This is a genomic window from Streptomyces sp. NPDC051913, assembly GCF_044593635.1.
Taxonomy (GTDB): domain Bacteria; phylum Actinomycetota; class Actinomycetes; order Streptomycetales; family Streptomycetaceae; genus Streptomyces.
Genome location: NZ_JBIUCI010000002.1, coordinates 151,175 through 166,822 on the forward strand (window position 1 = coordinate 151,175; position 15,648 = coordinate 166,822).

The window sequence follows — 15,648 nt, forward strand, 5'->3', positions numbered from 1 at the left end:
GGCGCATTGGTCTGTACCTACCGTCTCGGCCCAACGCGTCTGTTCACAAAGGCGCTTTACGTTCATATACGAGAACGGAAGGCCCCCCACGTATGCGCAGAACCGCTCTCCTCACGACCGTGGCCGCCCTCGTCGCCGGCGCTCTGGCCTGGCCCACCGCCGCCCCGGCCGCCCCCGCCACCTTCGTCCACCCCGGAGTCACCGTCTCCCAGGGCCAGTTGGACTTCGCCCGCACCAAGGTCAACGCCGGCGCCCAGCCCTGGAAAGGCGCCTTCGATCAGATGCTGGCGAGCAAGTACGCCGATCTGAACCGCACGCCCAAGCCCCGCGCGGTCGTCGAATGCGGCTCCTACTCCAACCCCAACTACGGCTGCACCGACGAGCGCGAGGACGCGATCGCCGCGTACACCGACGCCCTCGCCTGGTACATCACCCGCGACGACCGGTACGCCAAGAAGGCCATTCAGCTGATGGACGCCTGGTCCGCGACCCTCACGGACCACACCAACAGCAACGCGCCCCTCCAGACCGGCTGGGCCGGCTCCTCCTGGCCCAAGGCCGCCGAGATCATCAAGTACACGTACACCGGTGGCTGGGCCAACTCCGGGCGCTTCGCGACCATGCTCCGTAACGTCTACCTCCCCGAGATCATCAACGGCTCCAACTCCAACGGCAACTGGGAGTTGTCGATGATGGAGGCCGCCGTCGGCATCTCCGTCTTCCTGGAGGACAAGGCGTCGTACGACAAGGCCATGGCGAAGTTCCGCACGCGCACGGCCGCCTATGTGTACCTCGCCTCCGACGGCTCCGTGCCGAAGACCGTGCCGAGCCAGAACCTCGACACCACGGCGAAGATCGTCGCGTACTGGCAGGGACAGTCCACCTTCGTCACCGGCCTCACCCAGGAGACCTGCCGCGACCTCACGCACACCGGCTACGGCATCTCGGCCATCGCGCACATCGCCGAGACCAGCCGTGTCCAGGGGCAGGACCTGTACGGCACCGACGTGGGCGAGCGGCTGCGGCAGGCGCTCGGCTTCCAGGCGAAGTACGAGCTGGGGACCGCCGTGCCCAGCTGGCTGTGCGGCGGCTCGCTGAAGCTCGGGCTCGGGCCCGTCACGGAGGTCGGCTACAACGCCCTGCACAACCGCCTCGGCATCGCCATGACCAACACCCAGACCCTGACCGAGCGGAACCGCCCGGCCGGCTCCAACAACCTCTTCGTGGCCTGGGAGACCCTCACCCACGGGGACAATCCGAGCTGACCGACCGTTGAACAGCCGGGCGCCCGGTGGGGATACTGGCGCCCGGTCCGCACGGGGGAGGGCACATGAGCCAGGTGGTCACCGAGACCATGGTCCGGGTCGAGAACGTCCACAAGTCCTACGGTCGAGGCGCCGGCGTCGTCCACGCCCTGCGCGGCGTCTCCCTGGAGGTGCCGCGCGGGGAGCTCGTCGCCCTCAAGGGGCGCTCGGGATCCGGGAAGACCACGCTCCTCAACATCGTCGGCGGGCTCGACGCACCGGACCAGGGGCGGGTCGAGGTCGGCGGGCGCGACCTCGCCGCACTGGACGAGGACGGGCTGCTCGCCCTGCGCCGGGATCACGTCGGATTCGTCTTCCAGTCCTTCGGGCTCATCCCGATCCTCACCGCCGCCGAGAACGTCGGCGTCCCCCTGCGACTGCGCCGGGCCGACGCACGCGCGCGTGAGGAGCGCGTCGAGCTGCTGCTGTCCCTCGTCGGCCTCGCCGACCACGCCGCCCAGCGGCCGACCGAGCTCTCCGGCGGCCAGCAGCAGCGGGTCGCCATCGCCCGCGCCCTCGCCAACAGCCCCTCGCTGCTCATCGCCGACGAGCCCACGGGCCAGCTCGACGCGGAGACCGGGCACGCCGTGATGGAACTGCTGCGCGCCGTCGTGCGCAGCGAGAACGTCACCGCCCTCGTCGCCACGCACGACGCGACCCTGCTGGACCTGGCCGACCGGGTCCTGGAACTGGGCGACGGGGAGATAGTCCAGGGCTGAGCGGGTCCTCGGGTGCCGCGCGTGCCGTCAGGGTTGCGTCAAGGACCGGCCTCCCAGGGGCTCCGGACCCCGTTCGCCACCCTGCACGGCCGTAAGGTCGACGCTGCGTAGGCAGCAGTGACCGGAAGACAATGGGACCCATGGGACGCGGCAGGCTTCGGATCTACCTCGGTGCGGCACCGGGCGTCGGCAAGACGTACGCGATGCTCTCCGAGGCGCACCGGCGCGTCGAGCGCGGTACCGACTGCGTCGTGGCCCACGTCGAGCACCACGGCCGGGCGCGTACCGAGGTGATGCTCCACGGCCTGGAGCGGATCGCCGGCCGGGACCTGGAGTACCGCGGAACCGTCTTCCAGGAGATGGACGTCGACGCGGTGCTGCGGCGCGCCCCCGCCGTCGCCCTGGTGGACGAACTCGCCCACACCAACATCCCGGGCTCCCGCAACGCCAAACGCTGGCAGGACGTGGAGGAGCTGCTCGCGGCCGGGATCGACGTCGTGTCGACGGTCAACATCCAGCACCTGGAGTCCCTCGGCGACGTCGTGGAGTCCATCACCGGCGTGCGGCAGCGGGAGACCGTGCCCGACGAGGTGGTCCGGCGGGCCGACCAGATCGAGCTGGTCGACATGTCGCCCCAGGCGCTGCGCCGCCGGATGGCGCACGGCAACATCTACCGGCCGGACAAGGTCGACGCGGCGCTCTCCAACTACTTCCGGCCCGGCAACCTCACGGCCCTGCGGGAACTCGCGCTGCTGTGGGTGGCGGACCGGGTCGACGAGTATCTGAAGCAGTACCGCAGCGACCACCGGGTCTCGAAGATCTGGGGCTCGCGCGAGCGGATCGTCGTCGGGCTGACCGGCGGACCCGAGGGGCGGACCCTGATCCGCCGGGCCGCGCGGCTCGCCGAGAAGGGCGCGGGCGGCGAGGTGCTCGCCGTCTACATAGCCCGCAGCGACGGCCTGACCTCGGCCTCGCCCAAGGAACTCGCGGTCCAGCGGACCCTCGTGGAGGATCTCGGCGGCACCTTCCACCACGTGATCGGCGACGACATACCCGCCGCGCTGCTCGACTTCGCCCGGGGCGTCAACGCCACCCAGGTCGTGCTCGGCTCCTCGCGCCGCAAGACCTGGCAGTACGTCTTCGGACCCGGCGTCGGCGCGACGGTCGCCCGGGAGTCCGGTCCCGACCTCGACGTCCACATCGTCACCCACGACGAGGTCGCCAAGGGACGCGGACTGCCGGTCGCCCGCGGCGCACGGCTCGGGAGAGCGCGGATCATCTGGGGCTGGGCGGTCGGCGTGGCCGGCCCCGCCGTTCTGGCCGTGCTGCTCAACACCGTCCACCTCGGCCTCGCCAACGACATGCTGCTGTTCCTGACGCTGACGGTGGCCGCCGCGCTGCTCGGCGGACTGCTGCCCGCGCTGGCCTCGGCCGCGGTCGGCTCCCTGCTCCTGAACTACTTCTACACACCGCCCCTGCACCACTGGACCATCGCCGACCCGAAGAACATCGTCGCCATCGTGATCTTCGTCGGGGTCGGTGTCTCGGTGGCCTCGGTCGTCGACCTGGCCGCCCGGCGCACCCATCAGGCGGCCCGGCTGCGGGCCGAGTCGGAGATCCTGTCCTTCCTCGCCGGGAACGTGCTGCGCGGCGAGACCGGCCTGGAGGAACTCCTGGAGCGGGTCCGTGAGACCTTCGGCATGGAGTCGGCGGCCCTGCTCGAACGGGCGAGCGACGTCGAGCCATGGACCTGCGCGGGCCGCGCCGGACTCGGCCGGCCCGTGGAACGGCCGGAGGACGCCGACGTCGACATGCCGGTCGGCGACCACATGGCCCTGGCCCTGACCGGCCGGGTGCTGCCCGCCGAGGACCGTCGGGTGCTCGCCGCGTTCGCCGCGCAGGCCGCGGTCGCCCTGGACCGGCGGCGCCTGCGGGAGGAGGCCGACCAGGCCCGCACCCTGGCCGAGGGCAACCGGATCCGCACCGCCCTGCTGGCCGCCGTGAGCCACGATCTGCGCACCCCGCTGGCCGGGATCAAGGCCGCGGTGTCGTCTCTGCGCTCCGACGACGTGGCGTGGTCCGAGGAGGACCGGGCCGAGCTGCTGGAGGGCATCGAGGAGGGCGCCGACCGGCTCGATCACCTGGTGGGCAACCTGCTGGACATGTCCAGGCTCCAGACCGGCACGGTCACGCCGCTGATCCGGGAGATCGACCTCGACGAGGTGGTGCCGATGGCGCTCGGCGGGGTGCCCGAGGACAGCGTGGAGCTGGACATCCCGGAGACGCTGCCCATGGTCGCCGTGGACGCCGGGCTGCTGGAGCGGTCGGTGGCCAACCTGGTGGAGAACGCCGTCAAGTACAGCCGGCGGGACGAGCCGGTGCTGGTGTCCGCCAGCGCCCTCGCCGACCGGGTCGAGGTCCGGGTGGTCGACCGGGGCCCCGGCGTCCCCGACGAGGCCAAGGAGCGCATCTTCGCGCCCTTCCAGCGCTACGGCGACGCCCCGCGCGGGGCGGGTGTCGGACTCGGGCTCGCCGTCGCCCGCGGCTTCGCCGAGGCCATGGGCGGCACCCTCGACGCCGAGGACACGCCGGGCGGCGGCCTCACGATGGTGCTGACGCTCAGGGCGGCGGAGCCGGGCCGTGAACCCCTCATGGCCGTACAACCCGAAAGGCGGACCACATGACCCGGGTGCTCGTGATCGAGGACGAGCCGCAGATCGTGCGCGCCCTCGTGATCAACCTCAGGGCCCGCAAGTACGAGGTCGACGCGGCCCACGACGGTGCCACCGCCCTCCGGCTCGCCGCCGCCCGCCACCCCGACGTGGTCGTCCTCGACCTGGGCCTGCCCGACATGGACGGCGTCGAGGTGATCCGCGGACTGCGCGGCTGGACCCGGGTACCGATCCTGGTGCTGTCCGCCCGGCACTCCTCCGACGAGAAGGTCGAGGCCCTGGACGCGGGCGCCGACGACTACGTCACCAAGCCCTTCGGCATGGACGAGCTGCTGGCCCGGTTGCGGGCCGCCGTGCGCCGGGCGGAGCCGGTCGGCCCCGGAGAGAGCGACGTGACGACCGTGGAGACCGCGGAGTTCACCGTCGACCTCGCCGCGAAGAAGGTCAACCGGGGCGGCAAGGACGTACGCCTGACCCCCACGGAGTGGCATCTGCTGGAGGTGCTGGTGCGCAACACCGGCCGTCTGGTCAGCCAGAAGCAGCTGCTCCAGGAGGTGTGGGGGCCGTCGTACGGGACGGAGACCAACTATCTGCGGGTCTACATGGCGCAACTGCGGCGGAAGCTGGAGGCGGACCCCTCGCACCCCAAGCACTTCGTCACCGAGCCCGGTATGGGCTACCGGTTCGAGGGCTAGCACCGCGGGTACGAAGGTGTCAGCGCACCCCGGTACGCTTCACATATGAGTGCTGTTCCGCGTTCCGAGAAGCCGGTGGGCCGGTTCCGGCGCATGCTCGACCGGCTTTCCTCGTCCCAGGAGGACCTGGAGTCGGAGGAGCTGCGGGAGGATGCCGAGACCGCAGGCTGTGTCCGTATCGGCGACTGCCACGACCGACAGATCGTGACGGTTACTGGTACCTTGCGCACGGTCACGCTGCGTCCCAGAGCCGGTGTCCCGGCGCTGGAGGCCGAGCTGTTCGACGGCTCCGCCGCGCTGGACGTGGTGTGGCTCGGCCGGCGCTCCATCGTGGGGATCGAGCCGGGGCGCAAGCTGATCGCATCGGGCCGGATCTCGATGAGCCGGGGCCGCCGGGTGCTGTTCAACCCGAAGTACGAACTGAGACCCCTCGGTAGGGAGTAGCCGGTGACGTCGCTCGACAAGCCGACCGAAGAGACCGATCAGCACGACGCCCGGGCGGTGACCGAGGCCGCGCTGTTCGAGGCCTTCGGAGGCCTGCGGGGCATGGTCGAGACGGTGCTGCCCGGCCTGCTCTTCGTCACGATCTACACGATCAACAAGGACCTGCACATGTCCGCGATCGCCGCGCTCGCGGTGTCGCTGGTCCTGGTCGTGGTCCGGCTGGTGAAGCGGGACACCGTCAAGCACGCCTTCAGCGGTGTCTTCGGCGTGGCCTTCGGTGTGGTCTTCGCGATGATGACCGGCAACGCGAAGGACTTCTATCTGCCGGGCATGCTGTACACGCTCGGGCTGGGGCTCGCCTACATCATCACGACGCTGTGCGGCGTCCCGCTGATCGGCCTCATCCTCGGGCCGGTGTTCAAGGAGAACCTCTCCTGGCGCACCCGCAACCCCGGCCGCAAGAAGGCGTACGCCAAGGCGAGTTACGCCTGGGGCGCGATCCTGCTGGCCAAGTGCGCGATCCTCTTCCCGCTGTACTGGTGGGCCAACACGGCTCAGCTGGGCTGGGTGCTGGTCGCGCTGAAGATCCCGCCCTTCCTGCTCGCCGTATGGCTGACGTGGGTCTTCCTGGCGAAGGCACCGGCGCCGATCGACGTCTTCGCGGAGATGGAAGCCGCCGAGAAGGCGGAGGAGGAGCGGAAGGCCGCCCTGGCCGCCGAGCGCGGCGAGTCGACCGGGGCACGACACCGGCGCGAGGCCTAGTTCTCGGTACGACGACGAAGGGGCGCCCTGAACTCTCAGGGCGCCCCTTCGTCGTCGTACCGTCTAGGACGCGTCCTCGCGACGCACCGACAGCAGGTCCTCCAGCTGTTCCTCGCGGGCCTGCGCGGCCACGAACAGGAGTTCGTCGCCCGCCTCCAGGGAGTCCTCGCGGGTCGGAGTCAGGACGCGGGTGCCGCGGATGATCGTGACCAGGGAGGTGTCCTCCGGCCACTCCACGTCGCCCACCTGCGTGCCGGCCAGGGCCGACTCCTCCGGCAGGGTCAGCTCGACCAGGTTCGCGTCGCCGTGGCTGAAGCGGAGCAGACGGACCAGGTCACCGACCGAGACCGCCTCCTCGACCAGGGCAGACATCAGACGGGGCGTCGAGACGGCGACGTCCACGCCCCAGGACTCGTTGAAGATCCACTCGTTCTTCGGGTTGTTCACCCGGGCCACGACGCGCGGGACGCCGTACTCCGTCTTGGCCAGGAGCGAGACGACCAGGTTCACCTTGTCGTCGCCGGTCGCGGCGATCACGACGTTGCAGCGCTGGAGCGCCGCCTCGTCCAGGGACGTGATCTCACAGGCGTCGGCCAGCAGCCACTCCGCCTGGGGCACGCGCTCGACCGAGATGGCGGTCGGCGCCTTGTCGATGAGAAGGACCTCGTGGCCGTTCTCCAGCAGTTCGCCCGCGATCGAGCGGCCGACCGCGCCGGCACCGGCAATGGCGACCCTCATCAGTGACCGCCCTCCTCTTCGGGACCCTTGGCGAAGGACGCCTCGACCTTGTCGACCTCGTCGGTGCGCATCATCACGTGCACCAGGTCGCCCTCCTGAAGCACCGTCTGCGAGCTGGGCAGGATCGCCTCACCGAGGCGGGTCAGGAACGCCACGCGCACGCCCGTCTCCTCCTGAAGCCGGCTGATCTTGTGGCCGACCCAGGCGGCGGAGGCGTGCACCTCGGCGAGCTGGACGCCCCCGGTGGGGTCGCGCCACAGCGGCTCGGCGCCCGAGGGGAGCAGCCGGCGGAGCATCTGGTCGGCGGTCCAGCGGACCGTGGCGACCGTCGGGATGCCCAGGCGCTGGTAGACCTCGGCGCGGCGCGGGTCGTAGATACGGGCCGCGACGTTCTCGATGCCGAACATCTCGCGGGCCACCCGGGCGGCGATGATGTTCGAGTTGTCGCCGCTGGAGACGGCGGCGAACGCGCCCGCCTCCTCGATGCCGGCCTCGCGCAGGGTGTCCTGGTCGAAGCCGACGCCGGTGACCCGGCGGCCGCCGAATCCCGAGCCCAGTCGACGGAAGGCGGTGGGGTCCTGGTCGATCACGGCGACCGTGTGCCCCTGTTGCTCCAGGGTCTGGGCGAGAGCGGAACCCACTCGCCCGCAGCCCATGATGACGATGTGCACGACCGTCCTTCCGAATGACAAGTGTCAAGAGTCGTTGACTTGGCCTTAACAGGGTCTCAGACCGGCCACCAAGCTACACACGCGCGGTCCGTGCGGGGCACCCCTGTGCAGGGCCCGGGGCGATCAGCGGCGGCTGATGCTGCGCAGGCTCACAAGAGTCAGGATTCCGAGGCCGAGAAGCGCGGCGGCGGCGCCGATCAGCTCTGCGCTGGCATGCATGGGACCTCCGGGGGCGGTGCGGGCGGGGGGTCTTGTCATATAGGCATGAGGACGCGAACGGCTGCGGAATCCGTTGCCGGGCGGTTGGCCGATTTCACTCGGAGGGCAGATCGGGGCCGATGTGGGGTGGCGGGTGGTTGCGCACCCGTTCGAACGCTTAGGCTTCTCTGTTGTGTCCAAACTGACCGACGTGCCCAAACGGATCCTGATCGGGCGCGCACTGCGCAGTGACCGGCTCGGGGAAACGCTCCTGCCGAAGCGCATCGCCCTCCCCGTGTTCGCCTCCGACCCCCTCTCCTCCGTGGCGTACGCGCCCGGCGAGGTGCTGCTGGTCCTGTCCATCGCGGGCGTGTCGGCGTACCACTTCAGCCCCTGGATCGCCGTCGCGGTCGTCGTGCTGATGTTCACCGTGGTCGCCTCCTACCGGCAGAACGTGCACGCGTATCCGAGCGGCGGCGGCGACTACGAGGTGGCCAACACCAACCTCGGCCCGAAGGCCGGGCTCACGGTCGCCAGCGCCCTGCTCGTCGACTACGTCCTCACCGTCGCCGTGTCCATCGCCTCCGGCATCGAGAACCTCGGCTCCGCCGTGCCGTTCGTGGTCGAGCACAAGGTGCTCTGCGCGATCGCGGTGATCGTGCTGCTCACGCTGATGAACCTGCGCGGGGTGAAGGAGTCCGGCTCGCTGTTCGCGATCCCGACGTACGTCTTCGTCGCGGGCGTCTTCATCATGATCGCGTGGGGCGCGTTCCGCGGGCTGGTCCTCGACGAGACCATGCGGGCGCCGACGGCCGGCTATGAGATCAAGGCGGAGCACCAGGGACTGGCCGGTTTCGCCCTGGTCTTCCTGCTGCTGCGGGCGTTCTCCTCCGGCTGTGCCGCGCTGACCGGTGTCGAGGCGATCTCCAACGGTGTTCCGGCGTTTCGCAAGCCGAAGTCCAAGAACGCGGCGACCACGCTCGCGGCGATGGGCCTGCTGGCCGTGACGATGTTCTGCGGCATCATCGCGCTCGCCATGACGACCAAGGTCCGCATGGCCGAGAACCCGGCCGAGGACCTGCTGAAGGACGGGGTCGCGATCGGCTCCGGCTACGTCCAGAACCCGGTGATCTCACAGGTCGCGGAGGCCGTCTTCGGCAAGGGCAGCTTCCTGTTCATCGTGCTGGCCGCGGCGACCGCGCTGGTGCTGTTCCTCGCCGCGAACACGGCGTACAACGGCTTCCCGCTGCTCGGCTCGATCCTCGCCCAGGACCGCTACCTCCCGCGCCAGTTGCACACGCGCGGCGACCGCCTCGCCTTCTCCAACGGCATCGTGCTCCTGGCGGGCGCGGCCGGCCTGCTGGTCTGGATCTACGGCGCCGACTCCACCCGCCTGATCCAGCTCTACATCGTCGGCGTGTTCGTGTCCTTCACGCTCAGCCAGACCGGCATGGTCCGGCACTGGAACCGCCATCTGGCGGCCGAGAAGGACGAGGCCAAGCGCCGCCACATGGTCCGCTCGCGGGCGATCAACGCCTTCGGCGCCTTCTTCACCGGCCTGGTGCTGGTGGTCGTCCTCGTCACCAAGTTCACGCACGGCGCCTGGGTCGCGCTGCTCGGCATGGTGATCTTCTACGCGACGATGTCCGCCATCCGTAAGCACTACGACCGCGTCGCCGACGAGATCGCGGCTCCCGAGGGACCGAGCGACGACAGCGTCCGCCCGTCCCGGGTGCATTCCGTGGTGCTGATCTCCAAGATCCACCGGCCGACGCTCAGGGCGCTGGCGTACGCCAAGCTGCTGCGCTCGGACACCCTGGAGGCGCTCAGCGTCAACGTCGACCCGGCCGAGACCAAGGCGCTGCGCGAGGAGTGGGAGCGGCGCGGGATCGACGTACCGCTGAAGGTCCTCGACTCTCCGTACCGCGAGATCACCCGGCCGGTCATCGAGTACGTGAAGAGCCTGCGCAAGGAGTCGCCGCGCGACGCGGTGTCCGTGATCATCCCCGAGTACGTGGTCGGCCACTGGTACGAGCACCTGCTGCACAACCAGAGCGCGCTGCGGCTGAAGGGCCGGCTGCTGTTCACCGCGGGCGTCATGGTGACCTCGGTGCCCTACCAGCTCCAGTCCTCCGAGGCCGCGAAGAACCGGGCCCGCAAGCGGCAGGAGTGGAACGCGCCGGGTGCGGTGCGGCGTGGGCCGGCGCACGAGCGGGCGAAGGAGACGTCCTCGCAGCCGTAGACTGGTGGGCTGTTGTCCGGGCCGGGAGTTTTCCCGGACGCTGTCCGGCCCCCGTCCATGCCCCTTTCCCTTTTCCCTTGACGACGTTGTGGAGTCACCCCGCCATGCAGGCAGAACCGAAGAAATCGCTGGTGGGGGTGGACTTCGAGGTCGAGGTCGGCCCGGTGGCCCATGGCGGGCACTGCATCGCCCGGACCGCCGACGGCCAGGTCCTGTTCGTCCGGCACGCGCTGCCCGGCGAGCGGGTCGTGGCACGGGTGACCGAGGGCGAGGAGGGGGCGCGGTTCCTGCGGGCGGACGCCGTGGAGATCCTGGACGCGTCCAAGGACCGTATCGATGCCCCCTGCCCCTTCGCCGGTCCCGGCCGCTGCGGCGGCTGCGACTGGCAGCACGCCAAGCCGGGTGCGCAGCGGCGGCTCAAGGGCGAGGTCGTCGCCGAGCAGTTGCAGCGCCTCGCCGGGCTCACGCCGGAGGACGTCGGCTGGGACGGCACGGTGATGCCGGCCGAGGGCGACAAGCTGCCGGCCGGTGAGGTGCCCGCGTGGCGGACGCGCGTGCAGTACGCGGTGGACGCGGACGGCAACGCCGGTCTGCGCCGGCACCGCTCGCACGAGGTCGAGCCGATCGACCACTGCATGATCGCGGCGCCGGGCGTCAGCGAGCTGGGCATCGAAGCGCGGGACTGGTCCGGGATGGCGTCGGTGGACGCGATCGCGGCGACGGGGTCGCAGGACCGCATGGTCATCCTGGAACCCCGCCCGGGCGCCCGCCTCCCCCTCGTCGAGCTCGACAAGCCCGTCTCCGTCATGCGCGTCGACGAGAAGGACGGCGGCATCCACCGCGTCCACGGCCGCGCGTTCGTGCGCGAGCGGGCCGACGGGCGCACGCACCGCGTGGGCAGCGGCGGCTTCTGGCAGGTCCACCCGATGGCGGCCGACACCCTGGTGAAGGCGGTCATGCAGGGGCTGCTGCCGCGCAAGGGCGAGATGGCGCTCGACCTGTACTGCGGGGTCGGCCTCTTCGCGGGCGCGCTCGCCGACCGGCTCGGCGACAAGGGCGCGGTCCTCGGCATCGAGTCCGGCAAGCGGGCCGTCGAGGACGCCCGGCACAACCTCGCCGACTTCGACCGCGTCCGCATCGAGCAGGGCAAGGTGGAGTCGGTCCTGCCGCGCACCGGGATCACGGAGGTCGACCTGATCGTCCTGGATCCGCCGCGGGCGGGGGCCGGGCGCAAGACGGTGGAGCATCTTGCCGGGCTGGGGGCACGGAGGATCGCGTACGTGGCCTGCGATCCGGCGGCGCTCGCCCGGGATCTGGGGTACTTCCGGGACGGGGGGTACCGGGTGCGGTCGCTTCGGGTGTTCGACCTGTTTCCGATGACCCATCATGTGGAGTGCGTGGCGGTTCTGGAGCCGGTGGCGAAGGGCTCCTGATCCGGGCGGTGGTGAAGGGCGGCTGGTGTGGGTGAGGGTGCGCCGAGTGGTGTGCTGAGCAAGGCGCTCGCCGTGTTGCAGGCGTTCACCGTCGAGGACACCACGCTCGGGTTCGCCGAGTTGCAGCGGCGTACCGGGCTGGCCAAGGCCACTTTGCACCGCACGCTCGGCGATCTGGTGGCCGGGCGGCTGCTCGACCGGGTGGAGGGCCGTTACCGGCTGTCCAGCCTCGTCTTCGAACTGGGGATGCGCGCCTCCGTCGAGCGCGGCCTGCTGGAGGTGGCGACCCCGTTCCTGGAGGACCTGTACGAGCGCACGCACGAACTGGTCCACCTCGGCATCCGGGAGGGCGTCGAGGTGGTCTACGTGGCGAAGATGGGTGGGCATCAGCAGGCCGATTCGCCCAGCCGGCTCGGTGGGCGCATGCCGCTGCACTCCACCGCCCTCGGCAAGGTCCTCCTCGCCCACGCGCCCGCCGACGTCCGTGAGTCGGTGCTGCGCGGACCGCTGGAACGCCGGGCCCCCAGGACCCTCACCCACGTCGACGTCCTCACCCGCCAGCTCTCCGACGTCGTGGCGAAGGGCGTCGCCTTCGAGTACGAGGAGTCGGCGGTCGGCATCGTCTGCGTCGCGTCCGGGATCTTCGGACCGGCGGACGAGATCCTGGGCGCGATCAGTGTGACCGGCCCCGTGCACCGCTTCCAGCCCGCCCGGCACGCCAACAGCGTCCGGGCGGCGGCGGCCGGCATCACCGCGACTCTCGGGCGACGCGAGGAAATGCTGCGGCACTGAGACGTCACTCTCCGAGTTCCGGCTCGCGGAACTTTTTGCTGGGCGTCGCGTGCCCGGGCTCCGCAAGCTGAAGGCATGAACCAAGACCCCCGTGGCGACGACGACGCCGTGGCAGCGGCGGCCCGGCGCCTGCTCGCGGCCGCCGCCGACCATGTGCCCTGTTCCCCGGTGCGCGACCTGATCGGCAGCGACGACGTGAAGGCCGCGTACGCCGTTCAAAAACTGCTCACCGCCCACCGTCTGACGACCGGCGCCCGCGTCACGGGACGCAAGATCGGCCTCACCTCGCCCGCCGTCCAGGCCCAACTCGGTGTGGACCAGCCCGACTTCGGTGTCCTCTTCGACGACATGCGGGTCGCCGACGGCGGCCTCGTGCCGAGCGGGCGGCTCCTCCAGCCGAAGGTGGAGGCCGAGATCGCGTTCGTGCTCGGCGCGGACCTCGCCGAGGGGCCCCTGGACGCGGATCAGGTCCGCGGTGCCGTGGCCTACGCCCTGCCCGCCCTGGAGATCGTCGACAGCCGTGTCGCCGGCTGGGACATCACCTTCGGTGACACCGTCGCCGACAACGGCTCCAGCGGCCTGTACGTCCTCGGGGCGGCGATGAAGCCCCTCTCCGAGTTCGAACCGGTGAGCGCCGTGATGACGCTCGCCCGGGGCGGCGCGACCGTCTCCCGCGGGGACGGGGCGGCCTGCCTCGGTGACCCGCTGATCGCGCTCGCCTGGCTGGCGCGCACCGCGCGGGAGGTCGGCGACCCGTTGCGGGCGGGCCAGGTGGTGCTCTCCGGCGCCCTCGGGCCGATGGTCGTCGCCGGGCCCGGTGACGTGTTCGCCGCCGAGATCAGTGGCCTCGGACCGGTGTCCGTCCGCTTCTCCGCCTCCGCCGACGAAGGAACCCCCGTATGAGGACCAAGGTCGCCATCATCGGCTCCGGCAACATCGGCACCGACCTGATGATCAAGGTGCTGCGGCTGTCCGACACCCTGGAGGTGGGCGCGATGGTCGGCATCGACCCCGCCTCCGACGGGCTCGCCCGTGCCCGCCGGCTCGGTGTCCCGGTCACGGCCGAGGGCGTCGAGGGGCTGGTCCGCATGGACGGCTTCGAGGGCATCCGGATCGTCTTCGACGCCACCTCCGCCAAGGCCCATGTCGCCAACGCCGCCGCCCTCGCCCCGTACGGCAAGCAGCTCGTCGATCTGACGCCGGCCGCGATCGGCCCGATGGTGGTCCCCGCGGTCAACCTCGCCGATCATGTCGCCGCGGACAACGTCAACATGGTCACCTGCGGCGGTCAGGCCACGATCCCGGTCGTCGCCGCGATCTCCCGGGTGGCGCCGGTGCCGTACGCGGAGATCGTCGCGTCCATCGCGTCGAAGAGCGCGGGCCCCGGTACCCGCGCCAACATCGACGAGTTCACCGAGACGACGAGCCACGCCATCGAGAGCGTCGGCGGCGCCGGGCGCGGCAAGGCCGTCATCGTGCTCAACCCGGCCGAGCCGCCACTGATCATGCGGGACACCGTGCTCGCCCTGGTGGACGCGCCGGAGGAGGGGACGCGCGAGGCGATCCGTGCCTCCGTCGCCGCCATGGTCGAGCGGGTGGCGGCGTACGTGCCCGGCTACCGGCTCAAGCGGCGGGTGCAGATCGCCCCGGTCCCCGTCGACCAGCCCGTGCACACCCTCACCCCTCAGCGGGTCACCCACCAGGTGTCCGTCTTCCTGGAGGTCGAGGGCGCCGCCCACTACCTCCCGGCCTACGCCGGCAACCTCGACATCATGACCAGCGCGGCCCTGCGCATGGCCGAGGCCATGGCCGCCCGCGGCAGCGAACTCCAGGGAGCGGGCGCATGACCGTCGTCGACAGGCTCTTCATCCAGGACGTCACCCTGCGGGACGGCATGCACGCCATCCGCCATCGCCTCGCACCGGAGCGGCTCGGCCGGATCGTGGCCGCGCTGGACGCCGCCGGTGTAGACGCCATCGAGGTCTCCCACGGCGACGGCCTCGCCGGCGGCTCCCTCACCTACGGTCCCGGCAGCCACACCGACCGGGAGTGGATCGAGACCGCCGCCGCCCATGTCGAGAACGCCCGTCTCACCACGCTGCTGCTGCCCGGCATCGGCACCGTCGAGGACCTCAGGAGGGCGTACGCGCTCGGGGTCCGGTCGGTGCGGGTGGCCACCCACTGCACCGAGGCCGACGTCTCCGCGCAGCACATCGCCACCGCCCGTGAGCTGGGCATGGACGTGTCCGGCTTCCTGATGATGAGCCACATGACCGACGCCGTGACGCTCGCCGGACAGGCCGGGCTGATGGAGTCGTACGGCGCGCACTGCGTCTATGTCACCGACTCCGGCGGCCGGCTGACGATGGACGGCGTCCGCGACCGCGTCCGCGCCTACCGGGACGTCCTCGACCCGGCGACCGAGATCGGCGTCCACGCCCACGAGAACCTCTCCCTCTCGGTCGCCAACTCGATGACCGCGGTGGAGGAGGGCGTCACCCGGGTCGACGCCTCGCTGGCGGGGCAGGGCGCCGGCGCCGGCAACACCCCGCTGGAGGCGTTCGTCGCCGTGGCCGACCTCAACGGATGGGCCCACGGCTGCGACCTGTTCGCGCTCCAGGACGCCGCCGACGATCTCGTACGACCGCTCCAGGACCGCCCGGTGCGCGTCGACCGCGAGAGCCTCACCCTCGGTTACGCCGGGGTCTACGGCTCCTTCCTGCGCCATGCGGAGACGGCGGCCGAGCGCCATGGCCTCGATGTGCGCACCATCCTCGTGGAGGTCGGCAGGCGCGGGCTCGTCGGCGGCCAGGAGGACATGATCGTGGACGTGGCGCTGGAGCTGGCCGAGTCCCGCTGACACAGGGGTGGATGAGGAACGGCGCGCACCGGTCCGGAGAAATCTTGACCAACCGTGGGACCGTTGGCGGGGCATCAAAGTCCTGGCCACGACGCATACTTCACGGTGCGGGGGCGTC

14 protein-coding genes are annotated in these 15,648 nt (G+C 70.9%); 12 read left to right on the forward strand and 2 right to left on the reverse strand.

Annotated elements, in window-relative coordinates; genetic code table 11:
* Positions 1-92 precede the first annotated feature (92 nt).
* From ACIHIX_RS06065 to ACIHIX_RS06090, 6 genes are all read left to right on the forward strand, one after another.
* A complete protein-coding gene (locus tag ACIHIX_RS06065) occupies positions 93-1,265 on the forward strand; it encodes an alginate lyase family protein (RefSeq protein WP_399950399.1) in 1,173 nt (390 codons plus the stop codon).
* A 65-nt stretch (positions 1,266-1,330) separates the two neighbouring features.
* Complete coding sequence (locus ACIHIX_RS06070; protein ID WP_399950402.1) at positions 1,331-2,023, forward strand: ABC transporter ATP-binding protein; 693 nt, start codon at positions 1,331-1,333, stop codon at positions 2,021-2,023.
* 140 nt (positions 2,024-2,163) lie between these two features.
* On the forward strand, positions 2,164-4,707 hold the full coding sequence (locus ACIHIX_RS06075) for an ATP-binding protein (RefSeq protein ID WP_399950405.1): 2,544 nt from the start codon (positions 2,164-2,166) through the stop codon (positions 4,705-4,707).
* Positions 4,704-5,390, forward strand: a complete 687-nt coding sequence (locus ACIHIX_RS06080; protein WP_399950410.1) for a response regulator — start codon at positions 4,704-4,706, stop codon at positions 5,388-5,390. Before ACIHIX_RS06075 ends, ACIHIX_RS06080 begins: the two co-directional genes overlap by 4 nt.
* Before the next feature lie 45 nt (positions 5,391-5,435).
* Complete coding sequence (locus ACIHIX_RS06085; protein WP_399950414.1) at positions 5,436-5,834, forward strand: OB-fold nucleic acid binding domain-containing protein; 399 nt, start codon at positions 5,436-5,438, stop codon at positions 5,832-5,834.
* Between the two features lie 3 nt (positions 5,835-5,837).
* Entirely contained in the window at positions 5,838-6,596 is a 759-nt protein-coding gene (locus ACIHIX_RS06090; RefSeq protein ID WP_399950416.1) for a DUF3159 domain-containing protein, read from the forward strand.
* Between the two features lie 63 nt (positions 6,597-6,659).
* Here the strand turns inward: ACIHIX_RS06090 and ACIHIX_RS06095 are convergent, their stop codons facing one another.
* Both ACIHIX_RS06095 and ACIHIX_RS06100 read right to left on the reverse strand, forming a co-directional pair.
* Complete coding sequence (locus ACIHIX_RS06095; protein WP_329333783.1) at positions 6,660-7,334, reverse strand: TrkA family potassium uptake protein; 675 nt, start codon at positions 7,332-7,334, stop codon at positions 6,660-6,662.
* Positions 7,334-8,005, reverse strand: a complete 672-nt coding sequence (locus ACIHIX_RS06100) for a TrkA family potassium uptake protein (RefSeq protein WP_329333781.1) — start codon at positions 8,003-8,005, stop codon at positions 7,334-7,336. Before ACIHIX_RS06100 ends, ACIHIX_RS06095 begins: the two co-directional genes overlap by 1 nt.
* A 391-nt stretch (positions 8,006-8,396) precedes the next feature.
* Between ACIHIX_RS06100 and ACIHIX_RS06105 the strand changes: the two genes are divergently transcribed.
* From ACIHIX_RS06105 to dmpG, 6 genes are all read left to right on the forward strand, one after another.
* Positions 8,397-10,445, forward strand: a complete 2,049-nt coding sequence (locus ACIHIX_RS06105; protein WP_399950421.1) for an APC family permease — start codon at positions 8,397-8,399, stop codon at positions 10,443-10,445.
* Positions 10,446-10,549: 104 nt separating this feature from the next.
* On the forward strand, positions 10,550-11,878 hold the full coding sequence (locus ACIHIX_RS06110) for a class I SAM-dependent RNA methyltransferase (protein WP_399950424.1): 1,329 nt from the start codon (positions 10,550-10,552) through the stop codon (positions 11,876-11,878).
* A 51-nt stretch (positions 11,879-11,929) separates the two neighbouring features.
* Positions 11,930-12,670: an IclR family transcriptional regulator gene (locus ACIHIX_RS06115; protein ID WP_399950426.1), complete on the forward strand. Its 741-nt coding sequence runs from the start codon at positions 11,930-11,932 to the stop codon at positions 12,668-12,670.
* A gap of 75 nt (positions 12,671-12,745) precedes the next feature.
* A complete protein-coding gene (locus ACIHIX_RS06120; RefSeq protein WP_399950429.1) occupies positions 12,746-13,573 on the forward strand; it encodes a 2-keto-4-pentenoate hydratase in 828 nt (275 codons plus the stop codon).
* Positions 13,570-14,517 carry an acetaldehyde dehydrogenase (acetylating) gene (locus ACIHIX_RS06125; protein WP_399950432.1) on the forward strand — a complete coding sequence of 316 codons (948 nt, stop codon included), beginning with the start codon at positions 13,570-13,572 and terminating at the stop codon, positions 14,515-14,517. Before ACIHIX_RS06120 ends, ACIHIX_RS06125 begins: the two co-directional genes overlap by 4 nt.
* Positions 14,514-15,530 carry a 4-hydroxy-2-oxovalerate aldolase gene (gene dmpG / locus ACIHIX_RS06130; protein WP_399950435.1) on the forward strand — a complete coding sequence of 339 codons (1,017 nt, stop codon included), beginning with the start codon at positions 14,514-14,516 and terminating at the stop codon, positions 15,528-15,530. Before ACIHIX_RS06125 ends, dmpG begins: the two co-directional genes overlap by 4 nt.
* Positions 15,531-15,648 lie beyond the last annotated feature (118 nt).

Bases quoted from the DNA above. Each gene is read 5' to 3' on its own strand.
- ACIHIX_RS06065 (WP_399950399.1), top strand. From the start codon at position 93: ATGCGCAGAACCGCTCTCCTCACGACCGTGGCCGCCCTCGTCGCCGGC.
- ACIHIX_RS06070 (WP_399950402.1), top strand. From the start codon at position 1,331: ATGAGCCAGGTGGTCACCGAGACCATGGTCCGGGTCGAGAACGTCCAC.
- ACIHIX_RS06075 (WP_399950405.1), top strand. From the start codon at position 2,164: ATGGGACGCGGCAGGCTTCGGATCTACCTCGGTGCGGCACCGGGCGTC.
- ACIHIX_RS06080 (WP_399950410.1), top strand. From the start codon at position 4,704: ATGACCCGGGTGCTCGTGATCGAGGACGAGCCGCAGATCGTGCGCGCC.
- ACIHIX_RS06085 (WP_399950414.1), top strand. From the start codon at position 5,436: ATGAGTGCTGTTCCGCGTTCCGAGAAGCCGGTGGGCCGGTTCCGGCGC.
- ACIHIX_RS06095 (WP_329333783.1), bottom strand. From the start codon at position 7,334: ATGAGGGTCGCCATTGCCGGTGCCGGCGCGGTCGGCCGCTCGATCGCG.
- ACIHIX_RS06110 (WP_399950424.1), top strand. From the start codon at position 10,550: ATGCAGGCAGAACCGAAGAAATCGCTGGTGGGGGTGGACTTCGAGGTC.
- ACIHIX_RS06120 (WP_399950429.1), top strand. From the start codon at position 12,746: ATGAACCAAGACCCCCGTGGCGACGACGACGCCGTGGCAGCGGCGGCC.
- ACIHIX_RS06125 (WP_399950432.1), top strand. From the start codon at position 13,570: ATGAGGACCAAGGTCGCCATCATCGGCTCCGGCAACATCGGCACCGAC.
- dmpG (WP_399950435.1), top strand. From the start codon at position 14,514: ATGACCGTCGTCGACAGGCTCTTCATCCAGGACGTCACCCTGCGGGAC.